This window comes from Pseudomonas sp. GD04058 (assembly GCF_029836855.1).
GTDB classification, from domain to species: Bacteria; Pseudomonadota; Gammaproteobacteria; order Pseudomonadales; family Pseudomonadaceae; genus Aquipseudomonas; species Aquipseudomonas bharatica.
The window spans coordinates 86,691-112,944 of the sequence record NZ_JAOECN010000012.1 but is presented as its reverse complement, the minus strand read 5'-3'; the positions used below and the strand labels follow the sequence as shown (position 1 = coordinate 112,944).

General features: G+C 64.1%; 26 protein-coding genes. 9 read left to right on the top strand and 17 right to left on the bottom strand.

The features are described 5' to 3' along the window. Positions 1–37: 37 nt before the first annotated feature. The 11 genes from N7650_RS13125 to N7650_RS13075 all read right to left on the bottom strand — a co-directional run bounded on the left by N7650_RS13125 (position 38) and on the right by N7650_RS13075 (position 12,281). A complete protein-coding gene (locus N7650_RS13125; RefSeq protein WP_279898556.1) occupies positions 38–1,396 on the bottom strand; it encodes an 8-oxoguanine deaminase in 1,359 nt (452 codons plus the stop codon). Between the two features lie 336 nt (positions 1,397–1,732). Further along, positions 1,733–2,209, bottom strand: a complete 477-nt coding sequence (locus tag N7650_RS13120) for a surface-adhesin E family protein (RefSeq protein WP_279898555.1) — start codon at positions 2,207–2,209, stop codon at positions 1,733–1,735. Then, a complete protein-coding gene (locus tag N7650_RS13115; protein ID WP_279898554.1) occupies positions 2,206–2,850 on the bottom strand; it encodes a hypothetical protein in 645 nt (214 codons plus the stop codon). Before N7650_RS13115 ends, N7650_RS13120 begins: the two co-directional genes overlap by 4 nt. A gap of 29 nt (positions 2,851–2,879) precedes the next feature. Further along, positions 2,880–3,242, bottom strand: a complete 363-nt coding sequence (locus N7650_RS13110; RefSeq protein WP_009406451.1) for an ASCH domain-containing protein — start codon at positions 3,240–3,242, stop codon at positions 2,880–2,882. Between the two features lie 82 nt (positions 3,243–3,324). Continuing rightward, the gene (gene metE / locus N7650_RS13105) at positions 3,325–5,613 is read right to left on the bottom strand and encodes a 5-methyltetrahydropteroyltriglutamate--homocysteine S-methyltransferase (RefSeq protein WP_279898553.1); all 2,289 of its coding nucleotides are present in this window, start codon (positions 5,611–5,613) and stop codon (positions 3,325–3,327) included. Between the two features lie 106 nt (positions 5,614–5,719). Then, a complete protein-coding gene (locus N7650_RS13100; protein ID WP_009406453.1) occupies positions 5,720–6,844 on the bottom strand; it encodes a mechanosensitive ion channel family protein in 1,125 nt (374 codons plus the stop codon). 88 nt (positions 6,845–6,932) lie between these two features. Beyond that, positions 6,933–7,271, bottom strand: a complete 339-nt coding sequence (cyoD, locus tag N7650_RS13095; protein WP_009406455.1) for a cytochrome o ubiquinol oxidase subunit IV — start codon at positions 7,269–7,271, stop codon at positions 6,933–6,935. Further along, complete coding sequence (cyoC, locus tag N7650_RS13090) at positions 7,271–7,882, bottom strand: cytochrome o ubiquinol oxidase subunit III (protein WP_037062104.1); 612 nt, start codon at positions 7,880–7,882, stop codon at positions 7,271–7,273. The genes cyoD and cyoC overlap by 1 nt, the downstream gene beginning before the upstream one ends. A gap of 3 nt (positions 7,883–7,885) precedes the next feature. Then, entirely contained in the window at positions 7,886–9,859 is a 1,974-nt protein-coding gene (cyoB, locus tag N7650_RS13085) for a cytochrome o ubiquinol oxidase subunit I (protein WP_009406460.1), read from the bottom strand. Positions 9,860–9,864: 5 nt separating this feature from the next. Then, complete coding sequence (cyoA, locus tag N7650_RS13080) at positions 9,865–10,788, bottom strand: ubiquinol oxidase subunit II (RefSeq protein WP_279898551.1); 924 nt, start codon at positions 10,786–10,788, stop codon at positions 9,865–9,867. Between the two features lie 149 nt (positions 10,789–10,937). Continuing rightward, the gene (locus N7650_RS13075) at positions 10,938–12,281 is read right to left on the bottom strand and encodes an MFS transporter (protein WP_279898549.1); all 1,344 of its coding nucleotides are present in this window, start codon (positions 12,279–12,281) and stop codon (positions 10,938–10,940) included. Positions 12,282–12,544: 263 nt separating this feature from the next. On the opposite strand from N7650_RS13075, the gene N7650_RS13070 reads away from it, so the two are divergent. Then, positions 12,545–13,459 carry a helix-turn-helix domain-containing GNAT family N-acetyltransferase gene (locus N7650_RS13070; RefSeq protein ID WP_279898548.1) on the top strand — a complete coding sequence of 305 codons (915 nt, stop codon included), beginning with the start codon at positions 12,545–12,547 and terminating at the stop codon, positions 13,457–13,459. Positions 13,460–13,609: 150 nt separating this feature from the next. Beyond that, positions 13,610–14,836, top strand: a complete 1,227-nt coding sequence (locus N7650_RS13065; RefSeq protein WP_064304020.1) for an MFS transporter — start codon at positions 13,610–13,612, stop codon at positions 14,834–14,836. A 251-nt stretch (positions 14,837–15,087) separates the two neighbouring features. Here N7650_RS13065 and N7650_RS13060 read toward each other — a convergent pair whose 3' ends face one another. Continuing rightward, the gene (locus tag N7650_RS13060) at positions 15,088–15,717 is read right to left on the bottom strand and encodes a hypothetical protein (RefSeq protein ID WP_279898547.1); all 630 of its coding nucleotides are present in this window, start codon (positions 15,715–15,717) and stop codon (positions 15,088–15,090) included. Positions 15,718–16,046: 329 nt separating this feature from the next. Between N7650_RS13060 and N7650_RS13055 the strand changes: the two genes are divergently transcribed. The 3 genes from N7650_RS13055 to N7650_RS13045 all read left to right on the top strand — a co-directional run bounded on the left by N7650_RS13055 (position 16,047) and on the right by N7650_RS13045 (position 19,717). After that, on the top strand, positions 16,047–17,900 hold the full coding sequence (locus N7650_RS13055; protein WP_009406471.1) for an ABC transporter ATP-binding protein: 1,854 nt from the start codon (positions 16,047–16,049) through the stop codon (positions 17,898–17,900). Positions 17,901–17,923: 23 nt separating this feature from the next. After that, positions 17,924–18,655 carry a carbon-nitrogen hydrolase family protein gene (locus N7650_RS13050; protein ID WP_279898546.1) on the top strand — a complete coding sequence of 244 codons (732 nt, stop codon included), beginning with the start codon at positions 17,924–17,926 and terminating at the stop codon, positions 18,653–18,655. Positions 18,656–18,751: 96 nt separating this feature from the next. Next, positions 18,752–19,717 (top strand): D-2-hydroxyacid dehydrogenase family protein, encoded by a 966-nt coding sequence (locus N7650_RS13045; RefSeq protein WP_279898545.1) that lies wholly within the window; start codon positions 18,752–18,754, stop codon positions 19,715–19,717. Between the two features lie 12 nt (positions 19,718–19,729). On the opposite strand, the gene N7650_RS13040 is transcribed toward N7650_RS13045, so the two are convergent. Beyond that, on the bottom strand, positions 19,730–20,485 hold the full coding sequence (locus N7650_RS13040) for a gamma-glutamyl-gamma-aminobutyrate hydrolase family protein (protein ID WP_279898543.1): 756 nt from the start codon (positions 20,483–20,485) through the stop codon (positions 19,730–19,732). Between the two features lie 260 nt (positions 20,486–20,745). Beyond that, positions 20,746–20,886, bottom strand: coding sequence for a hypothetical protein (locus N7650_RS13035; RefSeq protein WP_009406479.1), 141 nt, complete (start codon positions 20,884–20,886; stop codon positions 20,746–20,748). A gap of 332 nt (positions 20,887–21,218) precedes the next feature. On the opposite strand from N7650_RS13035, the gene N7650_RS13030 reads away from it, so the two are divergent. After that, positions 21,219–21,602, top strand: a complete 384-nt coding sequence (locus N7650_RS13030; RefSeq protein ID WP_009406481.1) for a glyoxalase superfamily protein — start codon at positions 21,219–21,221, stop codon at positions 21,600–21,602. Positions 21,603–21,614: 12 nt separating this feature from the next. Here the strand turns inward: N7650_RS13030 and N7650_RS13025 are convergent, their stop codons facing one another. Both N7650_RS13025 and N7650_RS13020 read right to left on the bottom strand, forming a co-directional pair. Beyond that, the gene (locus tag N7650_RS13025) at positions 21,615–22,322 is read right to left on the bottom strand and encodes a tRNA (adenine(22)-N(1))-methyltransferase TrmK (protein ID WP_279898542.1); all 708 of its coding nucleotides are present in this window, start codon (positions 22,320–22,322) and stop codon (positions 21,615–21,617) included. A 116-nt stretch (positions 22,323–22,438) separates the two neighbouring features. Then, positions 22,439–22,984: a lipocalin family protein gene (locus tag N7650_RS13020; RefSeq protein ID WP_279898541.1), complete on the bottom strand. Its 546-nt coding sequence runs from the start codon at positions 22,982–22,984 to the stop codon at positions 22,439–22,441. Between the two features lie 134 nt (positions 22,985–23,118). Between N7650_RS13020 and N7650_RS13015 the strand changes: the two genes are divergently transcribed. The 3 genes from N7650_RS13015 to N7650_RS13005 are packed head-to-tail and all read left to right on the top strand — an operon-like array spanning position 23,119 to position 25,753. Then, entirely contained in the window at positions 23,119–23,673 is a 555-nt protein-coding gene (locus N7650_RS13015) for a chalcone isomerase family protein (RefSeq protein ID WP_279898540.1), read from the top strand. A gap of 2 nt (positions 23,674–23,675) precedes the next feature. Further along, on the top strand, positions 23,676–24,212 hold the full coding sequence (locus tag N7650_RS13010) for a DUF3833 domain-containing protein (protein WP_009406489.1): 537 nt from the start codon (positions 23,676–23,678) through the stop codon (positions 24,210–24,212). Next, entirely contained in the window at positions 24,209–25,753 is a 1,545-nt protein-coding gene (locus tag N7650_RS13005) for a cryptochrome/photolyase family protein (protein ID WP_279898539.1), read from the top strand. Before N7650_RS13010 ends, N7650_RS13005 begins: the two co-directional genes overlap by 4 nt. 7 nt (positions 25,754–25,760) lie before the next feature. Here the strand turns inward: N7650_RS13005 and N7650_RS13000 are convergent, their stop codons facing one another. Continuing rightward, positions 25,761–26,252 (bottom strand): DUF2878 domain-containing protein, encoded by a 492-nt coding sequence (locus tag N7650_RS13000; protein WP_279898537.1) that lies wholly within the window; start codon positions 26,250–26,252, stop codon positions 25,761–25,763. Between the last annotated feature and the right edge of the window lie 2 nt (positions 26,253–26,254).

The window sequence follows — 26,254 nt, the reverse complement described above, 5'->3', positions numbered from 1 at the left end:
TGCCAGCGATGAGGCCATCAGCGGTAGCGGAGATCGTTCACTCGCCGATCACCAACTGCCGCGCCAGCTGGTTATGCCGCTCCAGCACCCGCGGCAGGTCCACCGTGGTGATGCGTCCGTCCTTCACCACCACCCGGCCGTTGATCACGCTGGTATCGACATGGGTCGGGGTGCAGAACACCAGGGCCGCCAGCGGGTCGTGCAGGGCGCCGGCGTAAGCTACATGGCCGAGGTCGAAGGCGACGAAGTCGGCCACCATGCCCGGGGCGAGGGCGCCGATGTCGTTGCGGTTGAGCACCTTGGCGCCGCCCAGGGTGGCGATTTCCAGGGCTTCGCGCGCAGTCATCGCATCCGGACCGAAGCCGACCCGCTGCAACAGCAGGGCCTGGCGCACTTCGCCGATCATGCTGGCGCCATCGTTGGACGCCGAGCCATCGACGCCCAGACCCACCGGTACACCGTGATCGCGCATGTTGCGGATCGGCGCGATGCCCGAGGCCAGGCGCATGTTCGAGCACGGGCAGTGAGCGACGCCGGTGCCGGTGCGGGCGAACAGCTCGATGCCGTGCTGGTCGAGCTGCACGCAGTGGGCGTGCCAGACATCGTGGCCGACCCAGCCCAGGTCCTCGGCGTATTCGGCTGGGGTCATGCCGAACTTTTCGCGGCTGTAGGCGATGTCGTTGACGTTCTCCGCCAGGTGGGTATGCAGCGAAACCCCATGCTCACGGGCCAGCACGGCGGCTTCGCGCATCAGATCGCGACTCACCGAGAACGGCGAGCAGGGCGCGACCACGACCCGCAGCATCGAGCCATGGCTGGCATCGTGGTAGTCCTCGATCAGGCGCTGCGACTCCTTGAGAATGTCGCTTTCCTTTTCCACCACCGAATCCGGCGGCAGGCCGCCCTGGCTACGGCCGACGCTCATGCTGCCGCGAGCGGCATGGAAGCGCATGCCGATCTCGCCGGCGGCGTGGATGCTGTCGTCGAGCTTGCAGCCGTTGGGGTAGATGTACAGGTGGTCGCTGGACGTGGTGCAGCCCGACAGGATCAGCTCGGCCATGGCCGTCTGGGTCGAGACCGCGATCATCTCCGGGGTCAGCCGGGCCCAGATCGGGTACAGGTTGGTCAGCCAGTTGAACAGTTCGCCATCCTGGGCGGCCGGGACCACGCGGGTCAGGCTCTGGTACATATGGTGGTGGGTGTTGACCAGGCCGGGGATGACCACCTTGCCGGTCATGTCGAGGATTTCGTCGGCCTGTTGCGGCAGCGCGTCGCTGAGGCCGACCTGCTGGATCAGGTTGTCGACGATGTACAGGCCGCCACCTCTGATTTCGCGGCGTTCGCCGTCCATGGTGACCAGCAGCGTGGCGTTCTTGACCAGTAATGTCTTGGGCATGGGTATTCCTCTCCTGATGGGAGTGCGGTTTCGATGGGATGCCTTGGCGGCGATTCGATCAATGCGAAGGGGGCGAGAAGGCGGTCGGGGCGTGGGGCCTCGATGGGGCCAGGCGTTCGCGGGAACGGAATTCATCGTCGGCGGCCAGGCGCACGACAAGCGACATCGGGAGAGGGCGCCCGAGTGGTTCGGGCAGGATCAGGTGTTGCATGGTGTCAGACCGTCGCTATACGCATGGGCGATTGCCAATGTCGTAGGCGCCGGAGGATTGTAGTTGCATTTGTATTTTTTTGTATACAGTTTCGGCGCTACGGTCCCTGCCGTTGCGCCGGGTGTTCAGTGGCCAGCGGCCCTGAGGCGTTTGGCATCGATCGCGCAAACCAGATTGCGCAGCTCCCCGAGGATCGATTGGCGCTGCAGGGGCTCCCACTGTGGGGTCTCGTCCCTGCGCGCGATCTCTTCGCCGCTGGCGAAATAGTCGGTGAAATAAACCCGGCCGAACTGGGCCGTTTCGTCCCGTTCGCAGTTGATCACCCGCAAGGCGCTCGAACTGCGCACATAGGTCTTGCCTGCGCCGATCTGCTCGGGCTTGCCGTAATTGTGAACCAGGTTGAACTGGCGCAACTGCGGCTTGCCCTGGTAAAGGGCGACGGAGTTGGCCGCGAAGAAACTGGCCACTTCGGGCGTGGACATGATTTCGAACATGCCCGCAGGTTTGGCCGGCGGGGCAGCCGGCGTCGCTTCGGGTTTCGCCCCGTCATGGGCGCAGCCGGCCAGGAGCAGGGCTGCGGTCAGGCACAGGACAGGTTTCATTGTCCGGCTCCTGGTACGACATCCGGGCGCTCGCGCTGCAGCAACGCGGTATCGATGCTGCCTTGCAGCGAGCACAGCAGACGGGTCTTGCCGTCCTCGGTGCTGAGCATCAGCAGCTTTTCCGCAGAGCCTGCCGCCGGCGCAATGCCCGATGCCGCGCTCGGGTTGTCCTGCCAGGCGTCACTGCCGCGCGGTTTGATCTGCGGCCGGGAAATGAAATATTCCCCGGCTTCTTTCCATTGGGCCTGGGGCAGTTTCGCCATGACCTCCTCGCGGCTGGCCACGGTTTCGAAGCCCCAGAAGTAATAGGTACCTTGCGCGCCCAGGTCGAAGGCCCGGTCATACCAGGCGGTCAACGGCAGGCCGTTGTCATCCAAGGGATGGGCAAAGGTCAGCAGCGCACCCTCCGGGCTCGTGCGGTCGGCGACCGATATCCAGGCCACGCCGGCCTTTTCGTCCTGGCTCAGCTTCACCTGACGGGCCAGTTCGCCACGTTGGGCATGCAGGTTCTTGAAGAACGAAGGCTGGCATTGCAGCAGCCCTTCGGCCAGGCCGGTCGCCAGCGAGTTGCCGGCCCACAGGCCGAGCAGCAGCGCGAGGGCGGGTTTGATCGTGCGGGGGGAAATGCGGGTCAGTTCCATTGAGACGGATATCCTGGACGGGTGGGAAACTACGGATGCAGGGCCGGGAAATCCACTTCGTAGATGCCTCGCTCGGCCCGCATCGGCACCGGTGCTGTGATCGCCCTCAGGTCGGTGAGTTCCCAGGCGAGCCAGCCTTCTTCGTGATAACTCGCACAGGCCGCCTCGATATCGCCGACTTCGAAGGGGCGAACTGCCTTGACCCGCACGATGGCGACGGCAAGTCCATCGTCCTGCTCACCGTCGTTATGCAAAAAGCGCTTGTTCTCGACGATCAGCAGGTCTTCGGAGGGCTCAAGGCCAGGCTGCCAGCGACGGATTTCGAGGGTTTTCTGCCCGCAGGCGATCCTCGTGCCGCCGGGGCTGACGATGGACAGGGCTTTCATGCGCATTCCGGTTATTCCTCCAACGGGCCACCACGGCACTGCTGTCATGCCTGTGTGGCGGCCCGTGCCTGGATGGCGGCAAGGATAACTAGATTTGAACCCGCCTGCGCAGCTCTCGTGCCGCAGCCACCATGTTCACCAGTGCCGCTTCGGTTTCCGGCCAGCCGCGGGTCTTCAGGCCGCAGTCCGGATTGACCCAGAGTCGCTGGGCCGGAATGCGCCGCGCGGCCTTTTCCAGCAGCTTGATCATCTCGTCCTTGCCCGGCACCCGCGGCGAGTGGATGTCGTAGACCCCGGGGCCGATCTCGTTCGGGTAGTCGAACTTCTCGAAGGCGTCGAGCAGTTCCATGTCCGAGCGCGAGGTTTCGATGGTGATCACGTCGGCGTCCATGGCCGCGATCGATTCGATCACGTCATTGAACTCGCTGTAGCACATGTGGGTGTGGATCTGGGTTTCGTCGCGCACGCCAGCGGCACACAGGCGGAAGGCTTCGGTGGCCCATTCCAGGTAATGCCCCCAGGCGCTGCGACGCAGCGGCAGGCCTTCGCGGAAGGCCGCTTCGTCGATCTGCACGATGCGGATGCCCGCGGCTTCCAGGTCCTGCACTTCGTCGCGGGTGGCCAGGGCCAGTTGCCGGGCCTGGACCTCGCGGCTCACGTCCTCGCGCGGGAAGGACCACATCAGCATGGTCACCGGGCCGGTCAGCATGCCTTTCATGACCTTGCTGGTCAGGCCCTGGGCATAGCTGATCCAGTCCACGGTCATCGCCTGCGGACGGCTCAGGTCGCCGAAGATCACCGCCGGTTTAACGCAGCGCGAGCCGTAGCTCTGGACCCAGCCGAAGCGGGTGAAGACGTAGCCGTCCAGTTGCTCGGCGAAATACTCGACCATGTCGTTGCGCTCGGCTTCACCGTGCACCAGCACGTCGAGCCCGAGGTTTTCCTGGATTTCCACGGCGTGGCGGATTTCGCTGTGCATGGCTTCGATGTAGTCGGCCTCGGTCAGCCGGCCTTGCTTGAAGGACTGGCGCGCCAGGCGAATGGCGGCGGTCTGCGGGAACGAGCCGATGGTGGTGGTGGGAAACGCAGGCAGGTCGAGATGGGCGCGCTGTTTGCCGATCCGCTGGGCGAACGCCGAATGACGCTGGCTGTCGGCCGGCTTGATCGCTGCCAGGCGAGCCTGCACGGCGGGCTTGTGGATGCGAGGCGAGGCAGCGCGGCTGGCCTGCACGGCGTGGCTCTGCTCCAGCGCACTGCGCACGTCGGCGGCGTCTGGCTGGTCGATGGCCTTGGTCAGCAGGGCGACTTCCCGGCATTTCTGCACGGCGAAGGCCAGCCAGCTTTTCAGTTCGGCATCCAGTTGGTCTTCACGCTCCAGGTCCATCGGGCTGTGCAGCAGCGAGCAGGATGGCGCGATCCACAGGCGATCGCCCAGGCGTTCGGCGGCGTGACGCAGCACTTCCAGGGCTTTTTCCAGGTCGCAGCGCCAGACGTTGCGGCCGTTGACCACGCCCAGGGACAGGATCTTGTAGGCCGGCAGGCGGTCGAGGATGATCGGGTACTGCTCGGGGGCGCGCACCAGGTCGATATGCAGGCCGTCCACCGGCAGGTTGGCGGCCAGGCCGAGGTTGTCCTCCAGGCCGCCGAAGTAGGTGGCGACCAGCTTCTTCAGCGGTTCGCGTTGGATCAGGTTGTAGACGCGCTCGTAGGCGTTCTTCCAGTCCTGGGGCAGGTCGAGGGCCAGGATCGGTTCGTCGATCTGCACCCATTCCACGCCTTGCGCGGCCAGGCGCTGGAAGATCTGGCCGTACAGCGGTAGCAGGCGGTCCACCAGCTCCAGTTTGTCGAAGTCGCCGCCCTTGGCCTTGCCCAGCCACAGGTAGGTCAGCGGCCCCAGCACCACCGGCTTGACCGCATGGCCCAGCGCCAGGGCTTCATCGACTTCCTCGAACAGCTGGTCCCAGCTCAGTTCGAACTGCTGGTCGGCCGTGAATTCGGGGACCAGGTAGTGGTAGTTGGTGTCGAACCACTTGGTCATTTCCTGGGCATGGGCGCCGCAACACCCTTCGCTGACGCCGCGGGCCATGGCGAACAGGGTGTGCAGGGTCGGCTTGCCGGCGTGGTTGCGAAAGCGCTCGGGGATCACGCCGAAGGTCAGCGAATGGGTCAGGACCTGGTCGTACCAGGCGAAATCGCCGACCGGCAGCAACTCGATCCCGGCGTCCTTCTGCACCTGCCAATGGCTGGCACGTAGCGCGCGGCCCACGGTGCGCAGGCCGGCTTCATCCAGCTCGCCTTTCCAGAAGGCTTCCTGGGCCTTTTTCAGTTCACGGTCGCGTCCGATGCGCGGGAAACCGAGGTTGTGTGCCAGTGCCATGCTGCAATCTCTCCATCGAAAAAATCAGTGGAGGGATTTTCGGGATTGCGCCTTGGTGAGACAAACTCATTTTATTCGCGAAGAACTTTAGGTTTGTTCATGGTCTTTAAGCCTGCCCGAACGCCGCTCCGCGCTCGGAAAGCTGCTGCGCCTGGATTTCCTGCGGCAGTGCCGTGACCTTGATCGCCCGCACCGGCACGGCGAACTTCGCGCCGATCCTGGAGAAGCGCTCGAGCAGGTGGAAATTGATCGCCTGCTGGATATCCATGTACAGGTTGTAGCCCGGATCCTTGACGATATACACGCACTCGAACTCCAGCGCTTCCTTGCCGAAGCCGCGCAGGTGGGCACGGTCGAAGCGCACCTGGTCCTGCGCGCGAATGGCCTGCTCGACGATCTCCGGTGCCTGCTTCACCGCCTCGGTCGGGGTGTCGTAGGACAGGCCGAACTCGAACACGATGCGCCGTTCCTGCAGGCGCTTGTAGTTCTGGATGGTGCTGCTGATCATGCTGGCGTTGGACATGACGATCTGTTCGCCACCCAGGCTGCGGATTCGCGTGGTCTTCAGGCCGACGTTCTCGACGGTCCCGGCCAGCGGGCCGATGACGATGAAATCGCCGACCTCGAACGGTTTATCCACGGCGATCGCCAGCGAGGCGAACAGGTCGCCGAGGATGTTCTGCACTGCCAGGGCCACGGCGATACCGCCCACGCCCAGGCTGGCGACGAAGGCGGTGATGTTCACCCCCAGGTTGGACAGCATCGCCAGCAGTACCACCGACCACAACAGCACCCGCGCACCCCAGGCCGACAGGGTGGCCAGGGCGCCGCGCTGGTACAGGCCGTCGCTGCTCTGCCGGGCGAAGTAGCGCGACAGGCCAAGGGCAATGGCACGGTTGGCCCACAGGCCAATCTGCAACGCCGCGACTACGAACCACAGGCTGCCGACCCGGTTCAGCCAGCGCTCGGGCAGGTCGAGCATGCCCAGGCCGACCAGCAGCGAGGCGAGGAACAGCAGCAGGTTGCTGGTGCCCGCCAGTACCTTGGCCAGTACCTGGCTCAGCGCGCCGTCATGCTCCGACCAGCGCCGCACCCGGCGCAGCAGGAAGCTGATGGCGGCGCGCGAGACGAGGAAGGTCAGCAACGCTACGCACAGCGCCAGGAGCAGGTTGAGAAGGGAAATGCCGAACAGCGTGGTGTCGGTGAACAGTTCGATGATGCGATCGTTCATGGGTGGTCAGCCTCCGGGTTGTCCTCGGGTGGTTTGCTCAGGGTCCTTCTTATGGGGTGCCCTGCGACCGTCACAGTTCGATCCGATTTCACAAACCCAGCATATTGGCGTGCACGTAGTACATGATCCACAGCGACAACCCTACCAGCAGAGCGATGATCACCACGCTGAACACCAGCGCCACCAGGCTCCAGCGCTGCTCGCGGGCGGTGGTCAGGTGCAGGAAGAACACCACGTGCACCAGGATCTGCAACACCGCGCAGCCAAGGATCACCGCGAAGGTGACCCGCCGCGACATGCTCGGGTACAGGGCCAGGGCAAAGGGAACGAGGGTCAGGATGGCTGCCAGCAGGAAGCCGATGTTGTACGACCTGGCGCTGGACTGGCTGGCGCCGGCGCTGCTGTGAACCTGGCTTTCACTGGACATCAGATCACCCCGAACAGATAGACGACGGTAAACACGCAGACCCAGACGATGTCCAGGAAGTGCCAGAACAGGCTCAGGCAACTCAGGCGCGTGGAATTGACGCAGCACAGGCCGCGCTGCCGGACCTGGAGCATCAGCAGCGCCATCCACACCAGGCCGATCAGCACATGCAGGCCGTGGGTGCCGACCAGGGTGAAGAAACCGGTAAGGAAGGCGCTGCGCTGCGGGCCGTTGCCCTCGGCGATCAGCGTATGGAACTCGTTGAGCTCCATGGCGATGAAGCCCAGGCCGAGGACGAAGGTCACCCCCAGCCATTGCAGGACCCGGCGCTTGTCCTTGCGGTGGTTGGCGAGCATGGCGTAGCCGTAGGTGATGCTGCTGAACAGCAGCAGGAAGGTTTCGCCGAGTACGTAGGGCAGCTCGAAGATGTCCGCCGCGCTCGGTCCGCCCGCCGTGGCCTGGCCCAGTACCGCATAGGTGGCGAACAGCGTGGCGAAGAGGATGCAGTCGGTCATCAGGTAGATCCAGAAGCCGAACAGGCTCAGCGAGCCGGCATCCTCGTAGCCGTGCTCCTGCTGGTGGGCGGTCTCGTTCAGGACGATCTGCGACATGGTTCAGGCCTCCGCCATCAGTTGGCGCCGTTCGGTTTCCAGGCGTTCCACTTCCCTGGCCTCGACGTAGTATTCGGTGTTCTGGTCGTAGCTGCGCACGATCAGGGTCGCGACGGTCGCCAGCAGGCTTGCGATCACCAACCACCAGATATGCCAGACCAGGGCGAAGCCCAGCACCGTGCTCAGGGCTCCGATGACCAGGCCCAGGCTGGTATTGCACGGCATATGGATCTTGCGGAAATCGGCCTTGGCCAGGGTTTCCACGCCGCGCTCCTTCATTCCCCAATAGGCGTCGATGCCATGTACCACGGGCTGTTCGGCGAAGTTGTAGAACGGCGGCGGCGAGGCGGTGGCCCACTCCAGGGTGCGGCCGTCCCAAGGGTCGCCGGTATAGTCGCGGTTCTCGTGGCGCTTGCGGATGCTCACCACCAGCTGCGCGACCTGGCAGGCCACGCCGCACAGGATGATGCACACGCCGAACATCTCCAGAAGCAGCAGCGGGCGCCATTGCGGTACGTCGAAGTGGTTCAGGCGCCGGGTCATGCCCATGAAACCGAGGAAATACGACGGCATGAAGGCGAAGTAGAACCCCGCCAGCCAGCACCAGAACGCTGCCCGTCCCAGCGGGTCGTAGAGCTTGAAGCCAAAGGCCTTGGGGAACCAGTAGGTCAGCCCGCAGAGATAGCCGAACACGGCGCCGCCGATGATCACGTTATGGAAATGGGCGATCAGGAACAGGCTGTTATGCAGCAGGAAGTCGGCGCCCGGCACCGCCAGCAGCACGCCGGTCATACCGCCGATACTGAAGGTGACGATGAAGCCCACGGTCCACAGCATCGGCGTTTCGAAGCGCACCCGGCCGCGGTACATGGTGAACAGCCAGGTGAAGATCTTCACCCCGGTGGGCACGGCGATGATCATGGTCATGATGCCGAAGAACGCGTTGACGTTCGGCCCGGCGCCCATGGTGAAGAAGTGGTGGACCCAGACGATGAACGACAACAGGGTGATGACGATGGTCGCCCAGACCAGCGAGTAATAGCCGAACAGGCGCTTGCGCGCGAAGGTCGAGGCCACTTCGGAGAAGATCCCGAAGGCCGGCAAAATCAGGATGTACACCTCCGGGTGGCCCCAGGCCCAGATCAGGTTGACGTACATCATCGGGTTGCCGCCCAGCTCGTTGGTGAAGAAATGCATGCCCAGGTAGCGGTCGAGGCTGAGCATGAACAGGGTCGCGGTGAGGATGGGGAACGCCGCGAGGATCAGGATCGAGGTGCACAGCACCGTCCAGGTGAACACCGGCATGCGGAACAGGGTCATGCCGGTGGTGCGCATCTTGAGGATGGTGACGAAGAAATTCAGCCCCGTGAGCAGCGTGCCGACCCCGGATATCTGCAGCGACCAGATGTAGTAATCGACGCCGACCCCGGGGCTGTAGCCGATCCCCGACAGGGGCGGGTAGGCTACCCAGCCGGTGCGGGCGAACTCGCCGATGCCCAGGGAGATATTCACCAGCAGCGCGCCGGCGACGAACAACCAGAAGCTCACCGCGTTGAGGAACGGATAGGCCACGTCGCGGGCGCCGATCTGCAGCGGGACCACGATGTTCATCAGGCCGACCACGAAGGGCATGGCCATGAAGAAGATCATGATTACCCCGTGGGCGGTGAAGATCTGGTCGTAATGCTCCGGTGGCAGGTAGCCTGGCGAGCCGTCGGAGGCCATGGCCTGCTGGGTACGCATCATCAGGGCGTCGGCGAAGCCCCGCAGGAGCATGACCAGGGCGACGACGATGTACATTACGCCGATGCGCTTGTGGTCCACCGAGGTAAACCACTCCTTCCACAGGTAGGTCCACTTGCGCTTCCAGGTGATCGCGCCCACCCCGGCGAAGCCGATCAGGCCAACGATGGCCAGGGTGTACATGATGATGGGCTCGTCGACGGGGATGGCGTCCCAGCTCAGCTTTCCGAACATATCCATTACTCCTGGCTGCCTTGCGCCGACGCGTTCCCGGACATGTCGAGACGCCGCTCGACCTCGCGGGAGCGGTTTACGCCCTGGTATTTATCGATCAATGACTGGAACAGGTGCTCGTCCACGCTGGCGTAATGCTCCACCGGGTGGGCAACGCTGGGCCGGGCCAGGCGCGTGTAGCCGGCCTGGTCCAGGGTCTGGCCCGAGGCGCGCACCCTGGCTACCCAGGCGTCGAAGCCGGCCCGGTCGAGGGCCAGGGTCTGGAAGTGCATGTCGGAAAAACCCGGGCCGTTGTAGTTGGCGGCGATGCCGGTGTAGGTGCCGGCGTGATCGGCAATCAGGTGCAGTTGCGTCTGCATGCCGGCCATGGCGTAGATCTGCCCGCCCAGGGCCGGGATGAAGAACGAGGTGATGGCGCCGTCGGAGGTGACGCGGAAATCCACCGGCGTCCCTACCGGCATGGCCAGTTCATTGACCGAGGCGATGCCCAGCTGCGGGTAGACGAACAGCCATTTCCAGTCGGTGGCGATCACCTGGACCTGGATTGGCGGCACATCGGCCTGCAGTGGACGGTAGGGGTCAAGGGCATGGGTCGAGCGCCAGGTGACCACGCCCAGGACGATGATGATCGCCAGCGGTACGCCCCACACCACCGCCTCGATAACCCGCGAATGGCTCCACTCGGGCTCGTAGCGGGCCTTGTGGTTGGAGGCACGGTAATGGATGGAAAACACCAGGGCCATGACCATCACCGGGATCACCACGATCAGCATCAGGGCCGTGGCAAGGATGATCAGGTTGCGTTGCTCGAGCCCGACCTGGCCCTTGGGGTTGAACAGCACCATGTCGCAGCCCGACAGCAGCAGGGCGAGGGTGCCCAGTACCATCAGGCCGGCCAGCCTGGCGAGGTTGCGGTATCGCTGCAGCATGTCCCTGTCCTGTAGTTGTATCCGGATGTTTACATCTGCAGGGTTAGAAGCAGGGCAAGCGGACAGGGGTTGCGCAAAGTTCCGAATAACGCGACGAATGGTCCAGGGAGTAAAAGGCCCCGCGCGGTTCGATAGCCGGGGCCGAGGGCTCAGGCCGGATCCCGGGCCCCGCCGGCTGCGCTGGAGGCCGTGCCGCCCGCTTCTTCATGCAAGGAGATGCGGCTGGTCTCCGGCAACGCCAGCCCGCCGATCAATGCCACCAGGGCGATCACTACCAGGTAGAACGCCGGTGCAAGGCTGCTGCCGCTGAGGCCGATCAACCAGGTCGCCATGAGTGGTGCGGTGCCGCCGAACACGGTGTAGGCGATGTTGTAGGTCATGGCCGAGGCGGTGTAGCGGGTGCGTGTGGGGAAGGTTTCCGAGAGCAGGGCGGCCGTCACCACGCCCGAGGAAACGGCGCCTACGGCCAGCAGGATTACGCCGACCACTGCCGCCGCCACATTGCCGGAACTGGCCAGCCAATAGGCCGGGAATACCGCGACGATCACCCACAGGCAGGTCAGGCCGATGGTCCGGCGCCGGCCGAAGCGGTCGGCGAAGGCACCCGCTGCCGGGCAGGCGCCGGCGGCGAAGAGCAGGGCAATGGTCGAGACCATCAGCGCCTGCGCCCGGGTCAGGTGGCCCACCACCTGCAGGTAGGTCGCGAAGTAGGTGGTGAACATGTAGAACGACAGCGCCGTCAGCGAGATGAACGCGCCCAGGCGCAGCATCGCGCCTTTCTGCTGGGTCAGGGTTTCCCGCAGCGGCGAATGGGCGTGCTCCTTCTGTTCCGCCAGGGCCAGGCGGAAGGCCGGGGTTTCTTCCATCCGCCAGCGCAGGTACAGGCCGACGATACCCAGCGGCGCGGCCACCAGGAACGGTACGCGCCAGCCCCACTGGGCCATGGCCTCGGGCGACAGGCTGGCTTCGAGCAGATAGGCGATCACCGCAGCGCTGGCGAAGGCCGAGAAGGTCGATACCGGCAGGAAGCTGCCATACCAGGCGCGCTTGTGGTTGGGCGCGTGCTCCATCAGGTAGGCACAGGCGCCGGCGTATTCGCCACCGGCGGAAAACCCCTGGACGCAGCGGGTCAGGGTCAGCAGCACCGGAGCCATCAGGCCGATGCTGGCGTAGGTCGGCAGCAGGCCGATCAGGGTGGTGGCGGCGGCCATCATCAAGACCGTGGCCGACAGCACCCGCTTGCGTCCAAGGCGGTCACCCAGCGCACCGAACACGATGCCGCCCAGGGGGCGCAGGGCGAAGGCCACGGCGAATACGGCGAAGGTCTGCAGCAGGGCGGCGTTGGGGTCGTCGCTGGCGAAGAACTGCTTGGCGATGATGGTGGCGAGGAAGCCGTACACGGCAAAGTCGAACCACTCGACGAAATTGCCCACGGCGGCGGCGGCGGTGACCTTGCGCAGTGTGGCGGGGGGTACGCTGATCGTTTCGTTCATGACCGATGCTCTCCTGGAACCTTTCAAGGGCAAAAGGGAAGGGCAGTGGAGGAAGGTGCGCCGTGCGGCGAATGCTTTTTTCCGCACGATGCAAGGCGCACGTGGCGGTCGGCAAGGCGGGTGTCTTGATCGGAAAGGTGGGGGTCGTATTCGGTGAGGGTGTGGCGTTTTTTGCTCTCGCCGCCGCTTGCAGGGACGTAGCGGTTGATATGGTTGCTTTTAGCAACTATATTTTTGCCAAAAGCAATTAACCGGATTTCACCATGAATACGACCCTGGAAACCGCCGACGCCATCCGCCGTTTCAACCGCTTCTATACCCGGCAGATCGGCGCCCTTGACGAGCATTTGGCGCGCACCGAGTTCTCCCTGAGCGAAAGCCGCATCCTCTACGAGCTGGGCAGCACACCTGGCCTGACCAGCGCCGAGCTGCGCCAGCTGCTGGGGCTGGACGCCGGCTACCTGAGCCGGATCATCGCCGGATTCGAGCGCAAGGGCCTGGTCAGCAAGTCGCCTTCGCCCAGCGATGCGCGGGCCACGGTGCTGCGGCTTACCGAGCAGGGCTCGGCGGTGCTGGCGTCCCTGGAACAGGCCGCTCGCGAGGAAGTCGCCGGCCTGCTCCGGGACATGCCGCCGGCCCGCCAGCAACGGCTGGTCCAGGCGATGGAGCAGATCCAGGCGCTGCTCGGCGAACGCGACGGCGCCTATGTCCTGCGACCGCCGCAGGCCGGCGATATGGGCCGGGTCGTCCAGCAGCAGGCGCAGCTGTACACCCGCGAGTACGGCTGGAATTCGGAGTTCGAAGCCATGGTGGCGGAGATCGTGGCGAAGTTCCTGCGCGAATCCGATTCGTCTGCGCAGCGTTGCTGGATTGCGGAAAAGCATGGCGAGATCATCGGCTCGGTGTTCGTGACCCGCCACGACGACACTACCGCCAAGCTGCGCATGCTCTACGTGGATGCCAGCGCCCGCGGCCTGGGCATCGGCCAGCGGCTGGTCGAGGAGACCCTGCGCTTTGCCCGCGACAGCGGCTACACGCGCATCATGCTGTGGACCGTGAGCGTGCTGACGGAAGCCCGGCGCTTGTACCAGAAGGCGGGATTCCAACTGGTCGAGGAGGCACCGGTGCATCAATTCGGCAAGGACCTGCTCAGCCAGACCTGGGTGCTGGAGCTGTAGGGGGCGCCCCACGCCTATCGATAACACTGATGATTACTATCGAACGGGCTGCCTGTCTTGCCGGCAAAACCGCCTCCTATAATCGCCTCCTGTTTTTTCCCCGCTCCCTGCGCCTGCCACAGGCGCCATCTCCCTTTGGAATCCATACCCATGTCAAGCGCCAGCCAGGCCCACCAGGGCCGTCCCGAACATGATCAGCAAAGCGTCAGCCAACAGTGGCTGGCGATCCTTTCGGTCGCCGTGGGCGCCTTCGCCCTGGTGACCAGCGAATTTCTTCCGGTAGGCGTGCTCAACGACGTCGCCAGCGACCTGGGCATCAGTGCCGGGCGTGCCGGCCTGATGGTGACCCTGCCCGGGATCATGGCCGCACTGGCCGCGCCCTTGCTGTCGGTGGGTATCGGCGCGATGGATCGCCGCTATCTGCTGGTCGGCCTGACGCTGATCATGATCATCGCCAACTCGGTGGTGGCCCTGGCCAGCGACTTCAGCCTGCTGCTGTTCGGCCGCGTCCTGCTGGGCATCAGCATCGGCGGCTTCTGGGCCACCGCCATCGCCCTCAGCGGCCGGCTGGCGCCGAGGGGTGTCGGGGTAGCCCAGGCGACCTCGATCATCATGGCCGGGGTGACCCTCGCTACCGTACTGGGCGTCCCGGTCGGGACCTGGCTGAGCGACCTGATGGGCTGGCGCATGACCTTCCTCGCCACTGCGGTGCTGGGGGTTCCGGTATTGCTGGCGCAGGTCTTCCTGCTGCCGCGGCTGACCCCTGACAAGGCCATTCGTATCCATGACCTGCCGGCACTGTTCATCAATCCGCTGGCACGGGTCGGCCTGATCGCGGTGCTGCTGATCGGCCTGGCGCACTTTGCCGCGTACACCTATGTGGCGCCGTTCTTCAAGCAAAGCTCCGGTTTCGATGCCCCGACCATCGGCTCGCTGCTGTTGCTGTACGGTGTGGCCGGCGTGATCGGCAACCTTTTCGCCGGCTTCGCGGCCAACCAGAGCGTGCGCTACACGCTGTTGCTGGTGGCCTTGATGATCGGCACCAGTACCGCGCTGTTCCCCCATTTCGCCACCGGCCTGACCGGTGCGGTGATGCTGATCGCCCTGTGGGGCTTCGCCTTCGGCGCCTTCCCGGCCTGCGCCAGCATCTGGATGTTCGTCGTCGCACCCAAGGACGTTGAGCGTGGCATGCCGCTGTTCGTCGCCATGTTCCAGGTGATCATCGCCCTGGGTTCGTTCTTCGGCGGGCGCATCGTCGACCAGTTCGGCAGCGCCTTGCTGCTGAGCCTGGCCACCGCGCTGGTGGGTTGCGGCTTCGTGACCGTGCTGGTGCTCGGGCGCAATGTCAGCAACAGCCTGGCGGCGCAGGCGGGTTGAGCGAAGCGTGTCTGCCGGGTTGTGGTTGTCGCTGGTTGGCGGCGGCTTGCGACCTGGCAGGGACCCAGTGCTCGTCATGAATTTTTGGGCGCCCTTGAGATCGAGCGCCGCCCGCGCGGCGCTCGATCTGGAGAACGCTGAAGATCTGTCGGCATGCGCCTGGTGGCCATAACGCGGTTCTCTGATGGGCACCTCGCAGCCACCGCTATTCAGAGAAGATGTGTAGATACCCAAGCATTCATGGATCGCCATTATTGATCCGCTGCAGGTTTGAAGCGTGAAGCCAAGGCACTTCGCTGTGTGAATCTTTCAACCATATGAACGAGCAACGCTTCAATTTCCATGGGTGTGCCGAGCGCGCCGAGCTCAGCATCGTGTAGCCACTTTTCGATGTCCTCGATTGCGCCAGGTGCATACTTTCTTTCCGAATGGATTTTTGAATAGTCGCTCATGTATTCAACGGCCTCTCTTGCCCCAGCGAGCAAGGCGCTGACCTGACCTTCCGAATATGCCTTTCGGCGCACCTCCGAGAGTTCTCGGTTATGAACATGTGTGACGCTTATTCTTTCCGTACGGAATTTTTCCCTCCAGGCCTCGCGCATCAGGGCGATCCGGCGGGCATAGACCGGTGAAAACTGATAAGCGGCAAGACGACTGGCACCAGGAACATCACAGTCGAACTCTTCGAATACATATCCCAATTTCGCCCCTGGACCAAACAGCACATTTTGAAAGTGCTCCAGTGTTGCGTTCTTATCGAACTGTGGGTAAGGGTTGAGTTTGAGGAAGTGTTTGATCTGCTTTGCTTCAAGTTGGTCTGCGCACGCAATTATCGAGTAGTACTTGAACAGCCTTCCTTCAACTTTTTCAATGTCGTTCATGGTGTGCTCCAGTGTTGTTTTGGCTGATGTAAACAGGTCAAAAGGCTGCTGGCAAGGCTTCGAACTTATATTTTTCGAATTGTCAATATTTACTTATTTTGGCGACAAGCTTATGTTTTCTTGTCGGCTTTGGCTGATGGAATTTAACTCACACAATAAGGGAAGTTAAATTTCCGCCCTGAGGGGCGGGGGGCACTGAAACCTGCATGCCCCAGCTCCCGATGCCCTGTCTCCAGACAACTTCGCCAACGGCGCTTGAACCAAAAACCCCCGCAAAGCCTCCATCAGATGGCAGACTCTCCCGACCATCACCTGTGCAGAGATTTTCCATGCTTCGTGTTTTCGAACGACGGCTCGACCCATTCCCGCCCGACGAACTGCCGCCGCCCCCGGTCGGCCTGCTGCGTTTCCTCTGGGCCTGCACCCGCGGCGCCCGTGGCTACGTGCTGGTGTTCGCGCTGCTGAGCGCTGCCGTGTCGATCTACGAAGCCTGGCTGTTTTCCTTCCTTGGCCAGGTGGTCGACCTGCTGGCCGCGTGGCAGGCCGGCGGCGCCGTGAGCGAGCAGGAGCGCCGGGTGTTGTGGGGCATCGGCCTGGTGCTGGTGACCAGCATCGGCCTGGTGGCGCTGCGCACCATGGTCCAGCACCAGGTACTGGCGATCAACCTGCCGCTGCGCCTGCGCTGGGACTTCCACCGCCTGATGCTGCGCCAGAGCCTGTCGTTCTTCTCCGACGAGTTTTCCGGACGGGTTACCACCAAGGTCATGCAGACCGCCCTGGCGGTGCGCGAGGTGCTGTTCACCCTGATCGAGATTCTTCCCGGCATCGGTGTGTACTTCATCGCGATCATCGCCCTGGCCGGTGGTTTCGCCCTCAAGCTGATGCTGCCGTTCATGGCCTGGATCGTCCTGTTCGGCCTGGCCATGCTGTATTTCGTGCCGCGCCTGGGCAAGGTCGGCCAGGAGCAGGCTCATGCCCGCTCGTCCATGACCGGGCGGGTATCGGATGCCTACACCAACATCACGACCGTGAAGCTGTTCTCCCACTCCAAACGCGAGGCGCATTTCGCCCGTGCGGCGATGGAAGACTTCAAGGAAACCGGCTTCCGCCAGATGCGCCTGGTCAGCCAGTTCGAGATCGTCAACCAGGCGCTGGTGGTGGGCCTGATCATTGCTGCCGGCGGTTACTCGCTGTGGCTCTGGCACCAGGGCGATGTCGGCACCGGCGCGGTGGCGGCGATCACGGCCATGGCCCTGCGCATCAATGGCATGTCGCACTGGATCATGTGGCAGATGACTTCGCTGTTCGAGAACATCGGCACCGTGCAGGACGGCATGCAGACCCTGACCCAGGGCCCCAAGGTGGTGGACGCGCCGGATGCCGGGCAACTGGTAACGTCCGGCGGCGCGGTGAGCTTCGATAACGTCAGCTTCAATTACAACGGCGAGCGCCAGGTGCTCGATGGCCTGAGCCTGGATATCCGCGCGGGCGAGAAGATCGGCCTGGTGGGGCGCTCCGGCGCCGGCAAGTCGACCCTGATCAACCTGCTGCTGCGCTTCTACGACGTCGACAGCGGCACCATCCGCATCGACGGCCAGGACATCGCCAAGGTCACCCAGGACAGCCTGCGCAGCGCCATCGGCATGGTCACCCAGGACACCTCGCTGCTGCATCGTTCGATCCGCGACAACATCGCCTATGGCCGCCCCGAGGCGAGCGAGGCGCAGGTCCGCGCCGCCGCGAAAAATGCCCAGGCCGACGCGTTCATCATGCAGTTGAGCGACCGCCAGGGGCATAGCGGCTACGACACCCTGGTCGGCGAGCGTGGCATCAAGCTCTCCGGTGGCCAGCGCCAGCGCATCGCTATCGCCCGGGTGATGCTGAAGAACGCGCCGATCCTGCTGCTCGACGAAGCCACCAGCGCCCTCGACTCGGAAGTGGAGGTGGCGATCCAGGAAAGCCTCGACGAGATGATGCAGGGCAAGACCGTCATCGCCATCGCCCACCGGTTGTCCACCATCGCCGCCATGGACCGGTTGATCGTCATGGACAACGGCCAGATCATCGAACAGGGCACCCACGCCGAACTGCTGGCGAGGAATGGCACCTACGCACGGCTCTGGCAGCACCAGAGCGGCGGCTTTCTCGGCGAGGACCAGGGCGTGGCCGAGGCGCAGGAGTGATCACAGGTTCAAAAGGAGGAGCAATGAAACTGATTGCCGCACAGATCGCCTCGGTTGCCGGAGCGGTGGAGCACAACCTCGACAAGCATGTCGATGTGATCGAGATCGCTGCCAGCCTGGGAGCCGATGGCATCGTCTTCCCGGAGCTGTCGTTGACCGGCTATCAACCGCGGCTGGCCGACGTACTGGCGATGCCGGTGGAAGACGAGCGGCTGGAGGTGTTCCAGTGGCTGAGCGATCGCTTCGGCCTGCTGATCGCCGTCGGCGCGCCGATCCGCAAGGCCGGCGGCAACCGCATCGGCATGCTGGTGTTCCAGCCGGAACTGCCGCGCAGCCTGTACTGCAAGCAGCGCCTGCACCCGGACGAATACCCGTTCTTCCTGCCGGGCAGCGGGCAGAGCCTGTTCAGCCGCGGCGAGGTGCTGCTGGCACCGGCCATCTGCTACGAATCGCTGCAGGCGGAGCATGCGCAACAGGCAGCGCAGGCCGGGGCGCAGGTGTATTTCGCCAGTGTCGCCAAGTCGCAGCGCGGTGTGGAAACAGGCTACGGGCACTATCCCATGGTTGCCCGTGAACACGGCATGACCGTCCTGATGGCCAACTGCGTGGGACAGGCCGACGACTATGTCGCCGCCGGGCAGTCGGCGGTGTGGAATGCCGACGGGACGCTGGTGGCGGCGGCCGATGCGACCGGCGAAGCGCTGGTGGTGTACGACCTGGGGACCGGGGAGGGCGAAGTGGTGGCGCTGGCCTGAACAGGAAACCATGGGCAGGACGGCGCGGCATCGGTGCATTCACCTGGCTGTTCGGCTATCGTCAGCCGTTCCGATCCCCCGCCTGGACCTGCCCCGATGCGTATTGTCATTCCCGACGACTACCAGAACGCGATCCGCAGCCTCGATTGCTTCGCCCTGCTTGCCGGGCATGAGGTGACCCTCCATCACGACGTCCAGCCCGCCTCTCTCGACGAGCTGGTCGCCCGCTTCATCGATGCCGATGCGCTGGTGCTTACCCGCGAACGCACCCGGATCGACGCCGCCTTGCTCGCGCGCCTGCCCAGGCTCAGGTTGATCAGCCAGACGGGCAAGGTGTCCGCGCATCTCGATCTGACGGCGTGCACGGCGCATGGCGTGGTCGTCACCGAAGGTCGCGGCTCGCCTGTGGCGCCGGCGGAACTGGCCTGGTCGTTGATCCTCGCTGCGCGGCGGCAACTGGTGCCGGCGATCGACGCCTTCAGGCAGGGGCGCTGGCAGGTCAACCTCGGCCAGGCCGTGGCCGGGCAGACCCTGGGTATCTGGGGCTACGGCAAGATCGGCCAGCGCCTGGCGCGCTACGCCCGGGCGTTCGATATGCCGGTGCTGGTGTGGGGCAGTGCGGCCAGTCGCGAGGCTGCCGAAGCCGATGGACACCGGGCTGCGCCATCGCGGGAGGCGTTCTTCGCTGAGGCGGATATCCTCAGCCTCAACCTGCGGCTGTCCGACAGCACTCGCCATGGCGTCACCCTCGAAGACCTTGGCCGGATGAAGCCCGACGCCTTGCTGGTGAACGTCAGCCGCGCCGAACTTATCGCGCCGGGAGCGCTGTTGCAGGCCCTGGACGCCGGGCGGCCGGGATTCGCCGCAGTGGACGTCTACGAGCAGGAACCGCTCCTCGATCCGCGCCATCCCTTGCTCACTCATCCCCGGGTACTGGCGACCCCGCACCTGGGATACGTGGAGAAACAGGGCTACGAGCTGTATTTCGGCGATGCGTTCGAGAATGTCGTGGCGTTTTTCGATGGCGCACCAAAGAACGTGGCAAATCCGGCAGCCCTGTGAGCGCGGGGCCCGTTACCGACCAGGCCTACGCTGCGCCCGCTCACGGCAGGCGCTGCCGAACGCCTTGAAGATCGCCAGGTAATCCGCATTGGCCGTCACTTGCCACTCCGGATGCCATTGCACCCCGAGTGCGAAGCTGCGGCTACCCGTCACCGAAAGCCCTTCTACCAGGCCGTCCTCGGCCACGGCCTCGATGCGCAGCCCTGGGCCGACTTCGGCGATGCCCTGTCCATGGACGGAGTTGACCTCGAGCCTTCCGGCCAGCCCCAGCCGTTCGAGCACACCGCCCGGGCGTATGGTCAGGGCGTGAGTGCGCGAGTACTGCGCTTCGAGGGGTTCATTGTTCGGTGGCTCATGTTCGGCGCCCGAACCGGCCAATTGCTGGTGCAAGGTGCCGCCAAAGGCGACGTTCAGCTCCTGGAACCCGCGACAGATGCCCAAGGCTGGCAGGCCGGCCTCGACGGCGGCCCGCCATAGCGGAAGCGCCAGACCGTCCCGGGCGCGATCGTGTGGGGTTCGTGGTGGGCTCGGTGGCCCGTCGTAGTGGTGCGGCTCGATGTTGGATGGCGAGCCGGTGAAGAGCACGCCGTCCAGGCTCTCGATGATATCCGGCAATTGCACAAGCTCGGGGAACACCGGCAGGACCAGCGGCAGCCCGCCGGCTGCGGTGGCCACGGCCTGGCCGTACTTGTCGTCGAGGATCTGCACCGCGTGCGGACCGATCTTCCACGAGCTTGCAATGATGCCGATAAGGGGAGGGCCGGACATGCAATACATCCTTTTGAACCGGGATATATCGAATGACTGAAGTACGGTCGCGCTTGTTCAATTCTTTTGATTGGCAAGGTTGGTCAATCAACAGGCATGTAAAACCGGCGAAAGACCATTCGTCGAGCGGACTTCGATTAAAAAAGAAACTTGCCTGATAACCCCTATCGAACATTACGCAGGGTTCGCTCAGACCCTCCACATCAGGTCCTTTGCCCGTCTTCGGACGGGCTTTTTTCATAGGTTCCGTACCAAAAGCCTTATCGAACGATAATGGCCTGGTTCAGGTCGATGGACGGTACCGGCACGACGCCGCGACGCACTTCCAGCCATTCGCGCATCTTCGTCGAATCGAAGATCTGGCCCTCGTTCATCATCAGTAGCACCAATGACTGGGACATCCGGTAACACCCGCATTGCGGGCAACTGCGTTGTTCCCACCCCGGCGAGCACTCGATGGATTCGGCAAGACCTGCGCAGATCAGACAACTCATGGAACCCCCTTTCGCTTTTATTGGGTGGGGAAGATGAATGCGTAATTGTGTTCCTGGATATCGCTGAACGTTAGCATGAGAATTTCATGCCAGATTCATAATGCTCTGGCTCGCAACTTCGCTGATCGTTCCATTGCGATCATGGCCGGGTATCGGATGTTGAAGTCCGGTGACGGGGTGGTCCGCTTCAGGGCGGTTCCGTATGATGCCCTACCATCATCGACGACAAGGACATGTTCATGACTGCAACCGCTGCCGGCCCCGCCATTCGCCTGGAACGCGCCATTCCCATCCTGCGCATGTTCGACGAAGCCAAGGCCCGGGAGTTCTACCTGGACTTCCTGGGCTTCAACGTGGAATTCGAACACCGTTATGAAGCCGATCTGCCGTTGTACCTGGGGATTCGCCGCGATGGTCTGCAGCTGCACCTGTCCGAACACCATGGCGATGCCAGCCCGGGGGCGACGCTGTTCGTGCCGGTGGAGAACATCGAGCAACTGCGCGACGAACTGTTGGCCAAATGCTACGGCTATGCGCGTCCGGATATCACCGAACAGGGCTGGGGCAGGGTGCTCGAAGTACATGATCCGTTCGGCAACCGGATCAGGTTCTGCGAGGGCTGAGCCGCCTCGCGGCTACGTTCGATCCAGGGCGAGCAGTCCTCGTATCCAGCGGATCTGCTGTACCAATGCCCGGCTTTTCTCTTCGGCTACTGCCTGACGAGCCTGGCCCAATCCCGCCAGGGTCTTCTCCTTCAGGCGCAACAGGCGCCGCCATTTGGCGAGAAACGCCTCGCTGCGCTCGCGCATCAGCAACGGGCCGAAATACAGCTCCTCGGCGCTGTAGCTCGCTGGCCCGTCGGGCAGGGCGACGATGATTTCGTAGTCGAAACGATTTTCCCGCAGTACTTCTTCCGCCACGATCCGGTAGCCGTGCTCCATCAGCCATGAACGCAGCGGTTGTCCGCCGCCGTTGGGCTGCAGCACCAGTCGCTCGTGGCCACCGAGCCGGGCCTGGTCCGCCTCGAGAATGTCGCGGATGGTCTCGCCGCCCATGCCGCACAGGGTGATCACATCGATAGCGTCATCCGCCTCGATCGCTTGCAGGCCACTGGCCAGGCGCACGCTGATCGACCCTTCCAGACCGTTCTCGCGCACGTTACGCCGGGCGGCATGGAAGGGCGTCAGCGCCACGTCGCCGGCCACCGCCGCAGTCAACTGGCCACGGCGCATCAAGGCGACCGGCAGGTACGCATGGTCCGAACCGATGTCGGCCAGGCGCGAACCGCCTGGTATATGGGCAGCCACGCGCTCCAGGCGCAGGGAAAGTGTCTGTTCGTTCAAGCAGGAGGCCTTGTCAGCAGTACGCAGGACGGATTGGCCGGCGATTCTGGCGGGCATTGCCGGGCATTACAAATCCTGATGAACGTGAAGCGGCATCTGTGACGATGCCGCTTCGCTCATTGCTGGCGCCAGATCAGCTCACTGACGTCGTAGCCCTGTTCGCGGGCGATGCCCAGCAGCTTGTCACGGGTCGCGCTGTCGATCTGCGGCGAGCGCGACAGTAGCCACAGGTAGTCCCGGTTCGGGTGGCCGACCAGGGCGACCTTGTAGTCGGTGTCGTGATAAAGCACCCAATACTCGCCCTTGGTCATGTCCGGCGCGATGCGGCTGAACCAGTTATCGAAACGCACCCAGAGCTTGTCGGTCTTGCCCGGTACCTGGGCTTCGGCAACACCTCGGGCTTCATTCCACTCGCCGTTCTTTTCCTTGCAGCGATTGGTCACGTCGATCTTGCCGTCGTCGCGCAGGGTGTAGTGCGCCTCCGACTGCACGCAGTTGCGCTGGAAGAACATCGGCAGGCGCGCCTGCTCGTACCAGACGCCCTGGTAACGCTGCAGGTCCACTTGCACGGTGGCCGGGGGCGGGCTGCCACGATCGGTACTGGAACAGCCGGCCAGCGCCAGCATCAGGCAGGAGAACAGCAGGGGTTTGCGCAGGGTCATGTCGGGCTCCGCTGGTTTGCGAGGTCTGTTGAAGCTTGGAGAAGCGCTGGCTGAAAAAGTTGTACAAACTTTTCGCGAAAAAATTGTACAAAGAAATATACTTGTACAACATTTGTGCGTTTGAGGGTCGGTCGATGACAGCAGGTGACGCTATTCGCAGGTTGTCCCGTACTGCGCTGTGCCTGGCGCTGTTGCTGGCACAGCCGGCCCTGGCGGACTGGCGCCCGGCCTTGCAGGATGGCCGGCTGGTCGGTAGCGGCGACTTCACCTGGTTCGGCCTGCGCCTGTACAGCGCTCGCACGTTCAGCCCGGTCACGCCATTGGCGTGGTCGCAGCCGTTCGTTCTGGAACTGACCTACCACCGCAGCCTGTCGCGCGACACCCTGGTGGAGGCCAGTCTCGACGAGATGCGCCGCCTCGGTGGGCCGGACCTGTCCGAGGCCACCCTGGCCCGTTGGGCCGCGTTGATGCGCGAAGCGTTCGTCGATGTACGACCCGGCACACGCATCGCAGGCCTGTACCAGCCCGGAAAGGGCGGCAGTTTCTACGTCGATGGCCAATTGCGCCGGCAGTTCGATGATGCCGCGTTCGTCCGTGGATTCTTCGCCATCTGGCTGGACCCGCGTGCCCGTGATCCCCAACTGCGCCAGCGCCTGTCCGGCCTGTCCGCAAACGATCGAGGAGAGTGACGATGCGTATCCTGCTGGCTGTACTGGGCTGCCTGCTGCTCGCGGCGTGCGGCAATGTCGAGGTCGACCACTATGCCAAGGAGCAGCCCAGGCTCGACCTGGCGGCTTATTTTTCCCGGCCGGTGGAAGCCTGGGGCATTTTCCAGAAGCGCTCGGGCGAGGTGGTCAAGCGCTTTCATGTGCGCGTCGACAGTCGCCGCGAGGGTGAAAAACTGATTCTCGACGAGCGTTTCGTCTACAGCGATGGCACCCGCCAGCAACGCACCTGGACCCTGGTGCCGGACGGGCCCGGACGCTGGCGTGGCACCGCCGGCGACGTGGTCGGCGAGGCCGTCGGCGAAATTGCCGGCAACGCGCTGCATTGGCGCTACCGCCTTGACCTGCCGGTCGATGGACGCAACTGGGTGATGGACATGGACGACTGGATGTACCTGATGGACGAAGACACCTTGGTCAATCGCACCCGCATGAGCAAGCTGGGGGTCGAGGTCGGGCAGATTTCCCTGTTCTTCCGCCGCCTGCCGCAGGGCGCGCCATGAGCGGGCTGCAGGCCCCGCGGCTGGGTTTGCTGCTCGGCGACCAGTTGTCCTTCGATCTCGATCTGCTGCGCGCCCTCGACCCTGCCCGCGATGTGCTGCTGATGGCCGAGGTCCGCGACGAGGCGCGCTATGTCCCGCATCACCCGCGCAAGATCATCCTGGTCTTCAGTGCCATGCGTCATTTTGCCGAAGCCCTGCGCGAGCAGGGTTGGCGCGTGGAGTACGTCAAGCTGGACGCGCGCGGCAACAGCGGCAGCATCGTCGGCGAGTTGCGCCGCTGGTGCAGGAAACTCGGTGCCGAGCAGGTGCATGTCACCGAATGCGGCGAGTGGCGGCTGGAGCAGGCGATGCGCGAGTCCGGCCTGCCGCTGGCCTGGCATCGCGACCGCCGCTTTCTTTGTTCCCGAGAGGCCTTTGCACGCTGGGCACAAGGCCGCAAGCAACTGCGCATGGAGCACTTCTACCACGGCATGCGCAAGCGCAATCGCCTGTTGCTGGAGCCCGATGGCAGCCCGGCGGGTGGTTCGTGGAACTACGACAAGGACAACCGCAAGCCACTGCCGGGCAAGATCCACGGCCCGTTCGCCCTGGCCTTCAAGCCGGACGCGATCACCCGCGAGGTGGTGGAGCTGGTGCGCGAGCGCTTTGCTGATCACTACGGCAATGTCGAAGGCTTCGACTACCCGGTGACCCACGCCGAGGCCCAGGCGTTGTGGCAGCACTTTCTCGACTTCGGCCTGGGTGCCTTTGGCGATTACCAGGACGCCATGGCCGAGGGCGAGCCGTACCTGTTCCATGCACGGATCAGCGCCGCGCTGAACATCGGCCTGCTGGAAGTGCGGCAACTGTGCGAGGACGTGGAAGCGGCCTGGCGGCGCGGTGCCGTGCCGCTGAATGCCGCCGAAGGCTTCATTCGCCAGTTGATTGGCTGGCGCGAATACGTACGTGGCATCTACTGGCTGCGCATGCCCGAGTACGCCGGGCTCAACGCCTTCGGCAACCGCCGCGCCCTGCCGGCGTTCTACTGGAACGGCCAGACTCGCATGCGCTGCATGGCCCAGGCCATCGGCCAGACCCTGGAACTGGGCTATGCCCACCATATCCAGCGGCTGATGGTCACCGGCAATTTCGCCCTGCTCGCCGGGATCGAGCCGGAACAGATCTGCCAGTGGTACCTGGCGGTGTACATGGATGCCTACGACTGGGTCGAACTGCCCAACACCCTGGGCATGGTGATGCACGCCGATGGCGGATACCTCGGTTCCAAGCCGTACTGCGCCAGCGGTGCCTATATCCGGCGCATGTCCGATCACTGCGGGCACTGCGAGTACCGTGTCGATCATGCGGTGGAAGAGGATGGTTGTCCGTTCAATGCCCTCTACTGGCATTTCCTGATGCGCCACCGCCAGAAACTCGGCAAGAACCCGCGCATGGTCATGCTCTATCGCAATCTTGAGCGAATGAAGGAAGCCCGGCGCGAAGCGCTGTGGCACAGGGGCGAGGCGTTGCTGGCGCGGCTGGACGCCGGCGACGCGCTATAGAAAAGCTTTACGCCCGTGCCGCGACGCGCAGGCACAGGGTGAACCAGAGCCCCCAGATTGGCGCCAGCAGCAGTGCAGTGGCAATGTTGCCCAGCGGCAACCCGACCCCCGCCAGCTCCGCGCCGGCAAGATAGGCCAGGGGCCCGCCGAACATGCCCGCGACCACCCCCAGCCACAGCGGCGATCGCGCCCAGGCCAGGCTGTGGCGCAAACCGCTCGCCAGTACCAGCCAGAGCAGGGCGAGCCACAGCGGCAGCGGTTTCTGCTCGAAGTCGAAAACGCCCAACATGCCCAGTGTCGCGTCGAGCAGGCAGCCGGCGAGGCCGACACCAAGCACGGCGCGACATTCGTTGCGCCGGTCCGGGCACAGCCGCAGGTGCAGGAGCAGCCCGGCCAGCACCGCCACCAGCATCCAGGGGTGGCGGGCGCCGAGCACGCAGCCCCACCATCCGGCCTGCAGCCACAGGGCATTGCCGACCAGCCATGCCCGCCGCGACACCT

Excerpts from the sequence above, each read along its gene's own strand:
- N7650_RS13125 (WP_279898556.1), bottom strand. The coding sequence starts at position 1,396 with ATGCCCAAGACATTACTGGTCAAGAACGCCACGCTGCTGGTCACCATG.
- N7650_RS13120 (WP_279898555.1), bottom strand. The coding sequence starts at position 2,209 with ATGAAACCTGTCCTGTGCCTGACCGCAGCCCTGCTCCTGGCCGGCTGC.
- N7650_RS13115 (WP_279898554.1), bottom strand. The coding sequence starts at position 2,850 with ATGGAACTGACCCGCATTTCCCCCCGCACGATCAAACCCGCCCTCGCG.
- N7650_RS13110 (WP_009406451.1), bottom strand. The coding sequence starts at position 3,242 with ATGCGCATGAAAGCCCTGTCCATCGTCAGCCCCGGCGGCACGAGGATC.
- metE (WP_279898553.1), bottom strand. The coding sequence starts at position 5,613 with ATGGCACTGGCACACAACCTCGGTTTCCCGCGCATCGGACGCGACCGT.
- N7650_RS13100 (WP_009406453.1), bottom strand. The coding sequence starts at position 6,844 with ATGAACGATCGCATCATCGAACTGTTCACCGACACCACGCTGTTCGGC.
- cyoD (WP_009406455.1), bottom strand. The coding sequence starts at position 7,271 with ATGTCCAGTGAAAGCCAGGTTCACAGCAGCGCCGGCGCCAGCCAGTCC.
- cyoC (WP_037062104.1), bottom strand. The coding sequence starts at position 7,882 with ATGTCGCAGATCGTCCTGAACGAGACCGCCCACCAGCAGGAGCACGGC.
- cyoB (WP_009406460.1), bottom strand. The coding sequence starts at position 9,859 with ATGTTCGGAAAGCTGAGCTGGGACGCCATCCCCGTCGACGAGCCCATC.
- cyoA (WP_279898551.1), bottom strand. The coding sequence starts at position 10,788 with ATGCTGCAGCGATACCGCAACCTCGCCAGGCTGGCCGGCCTGATGGTA.
- N7650_RS13075 (WP_279898549.1), bottom strand. The coding sequence starts at position 12,281 with ATGAACGAAACGATCAGCGTACCCCCCGCCACACTGCGCAAGGTCACC.
- N7650_RS13070 (WP_279898548.1), top strand. The coding sequence starts at position 12,545 with ATGAATACGACCCTGGAAACCGCCGACGCCATCCGCCGTTTCAACCGC.
- N7650_RS13065 (WP_064304020.1), top strand. The coding sequence starts at position 13,610 with ATGTCAAGCGCCAGCCAGGCCCACCAGGGCCGTCCCGAACATGATCAG.
- N7650_RS13060 (WP_279898547.1), bottom strand. The coding sequence starts at position 15,717 with ATGAACGACATTGAAAAAGTTGAAGGAAGGCTGTTCAAGTACTACTCG.
- N7650_RS13055 (WP_009406471.1), top strand. The coding sequence starts at position 16,047 with ATGCTTCGTGTTTTCGAACGACGGCTCGACCCATTCCCGCCCGACGAA.
- N7650_RS13050 (WP_279898546.1), top strand. The coding sequence starts at position 17,924 with ATGAAACTGATTGCCGCACAGATCGCCTCGGTTGCCGGAGCGGTGGAG.
- N7650_RS13045 (WP_279898545.1), top strand. The coding sequence starts at position 18,752 with ATGCGTATTGTCATTCCCGACGACTACCAGAACGCGATCCGCAGCCTC.
- N7650_RS13040 (WP_279898543.1), bottom strand. The coding sequence starts at position 20,485 with ATGTCCGGCCCTCCCCTTATCGGCATCATTGCAAGCTCGTGGAAGATC.
- N7650_RS13035 (WP_009406479.1), bottom strand. The coding sequence starts at position 20,886 with ATGTCCCAGTCATTGGTGCTACTGATGATGAACGAGGGCCAGATCTTC.
- N7650_RS13030 (WP_009406481.1), top strand. The coding sequence starts at position 21,219 with ATGACTGCAACCGCTGCCGGCCCCGCCATTCGCCTGGAACGCGCCATT.
- N7650_RS13020 (WP_279898541.1), bottom strand. The coding sequence starts at position 22,984 with ATGACCCTGCGCAAACCCCTGCTGTTCTCCTGCCTGATGCTGGCGCTG.
- N7650_RS13015 (WP_279898540.1), top strand. The coding sequence starts at position 23,119 with ATGACAGCAGGTGACGCTATTCGCAGGTTGTCCCGTACTGCGCTGTGC.
- N7650_RS13010 (WP_009406489.1), top strand. The coding sequence starts at position 23,676 with ATGCGTATCCTGCTGGCTGTACTGGGCTGCCTGCTGCTCGCGGCGTGC.
- N7650_RS13005 (WP_279898539.1), top strand. The coding sequence starts at position 24,209 with ATGAGCGGGCTGCAGGCCCCGCGGCTGGGTTTGCTGCTCGGCGACCAG.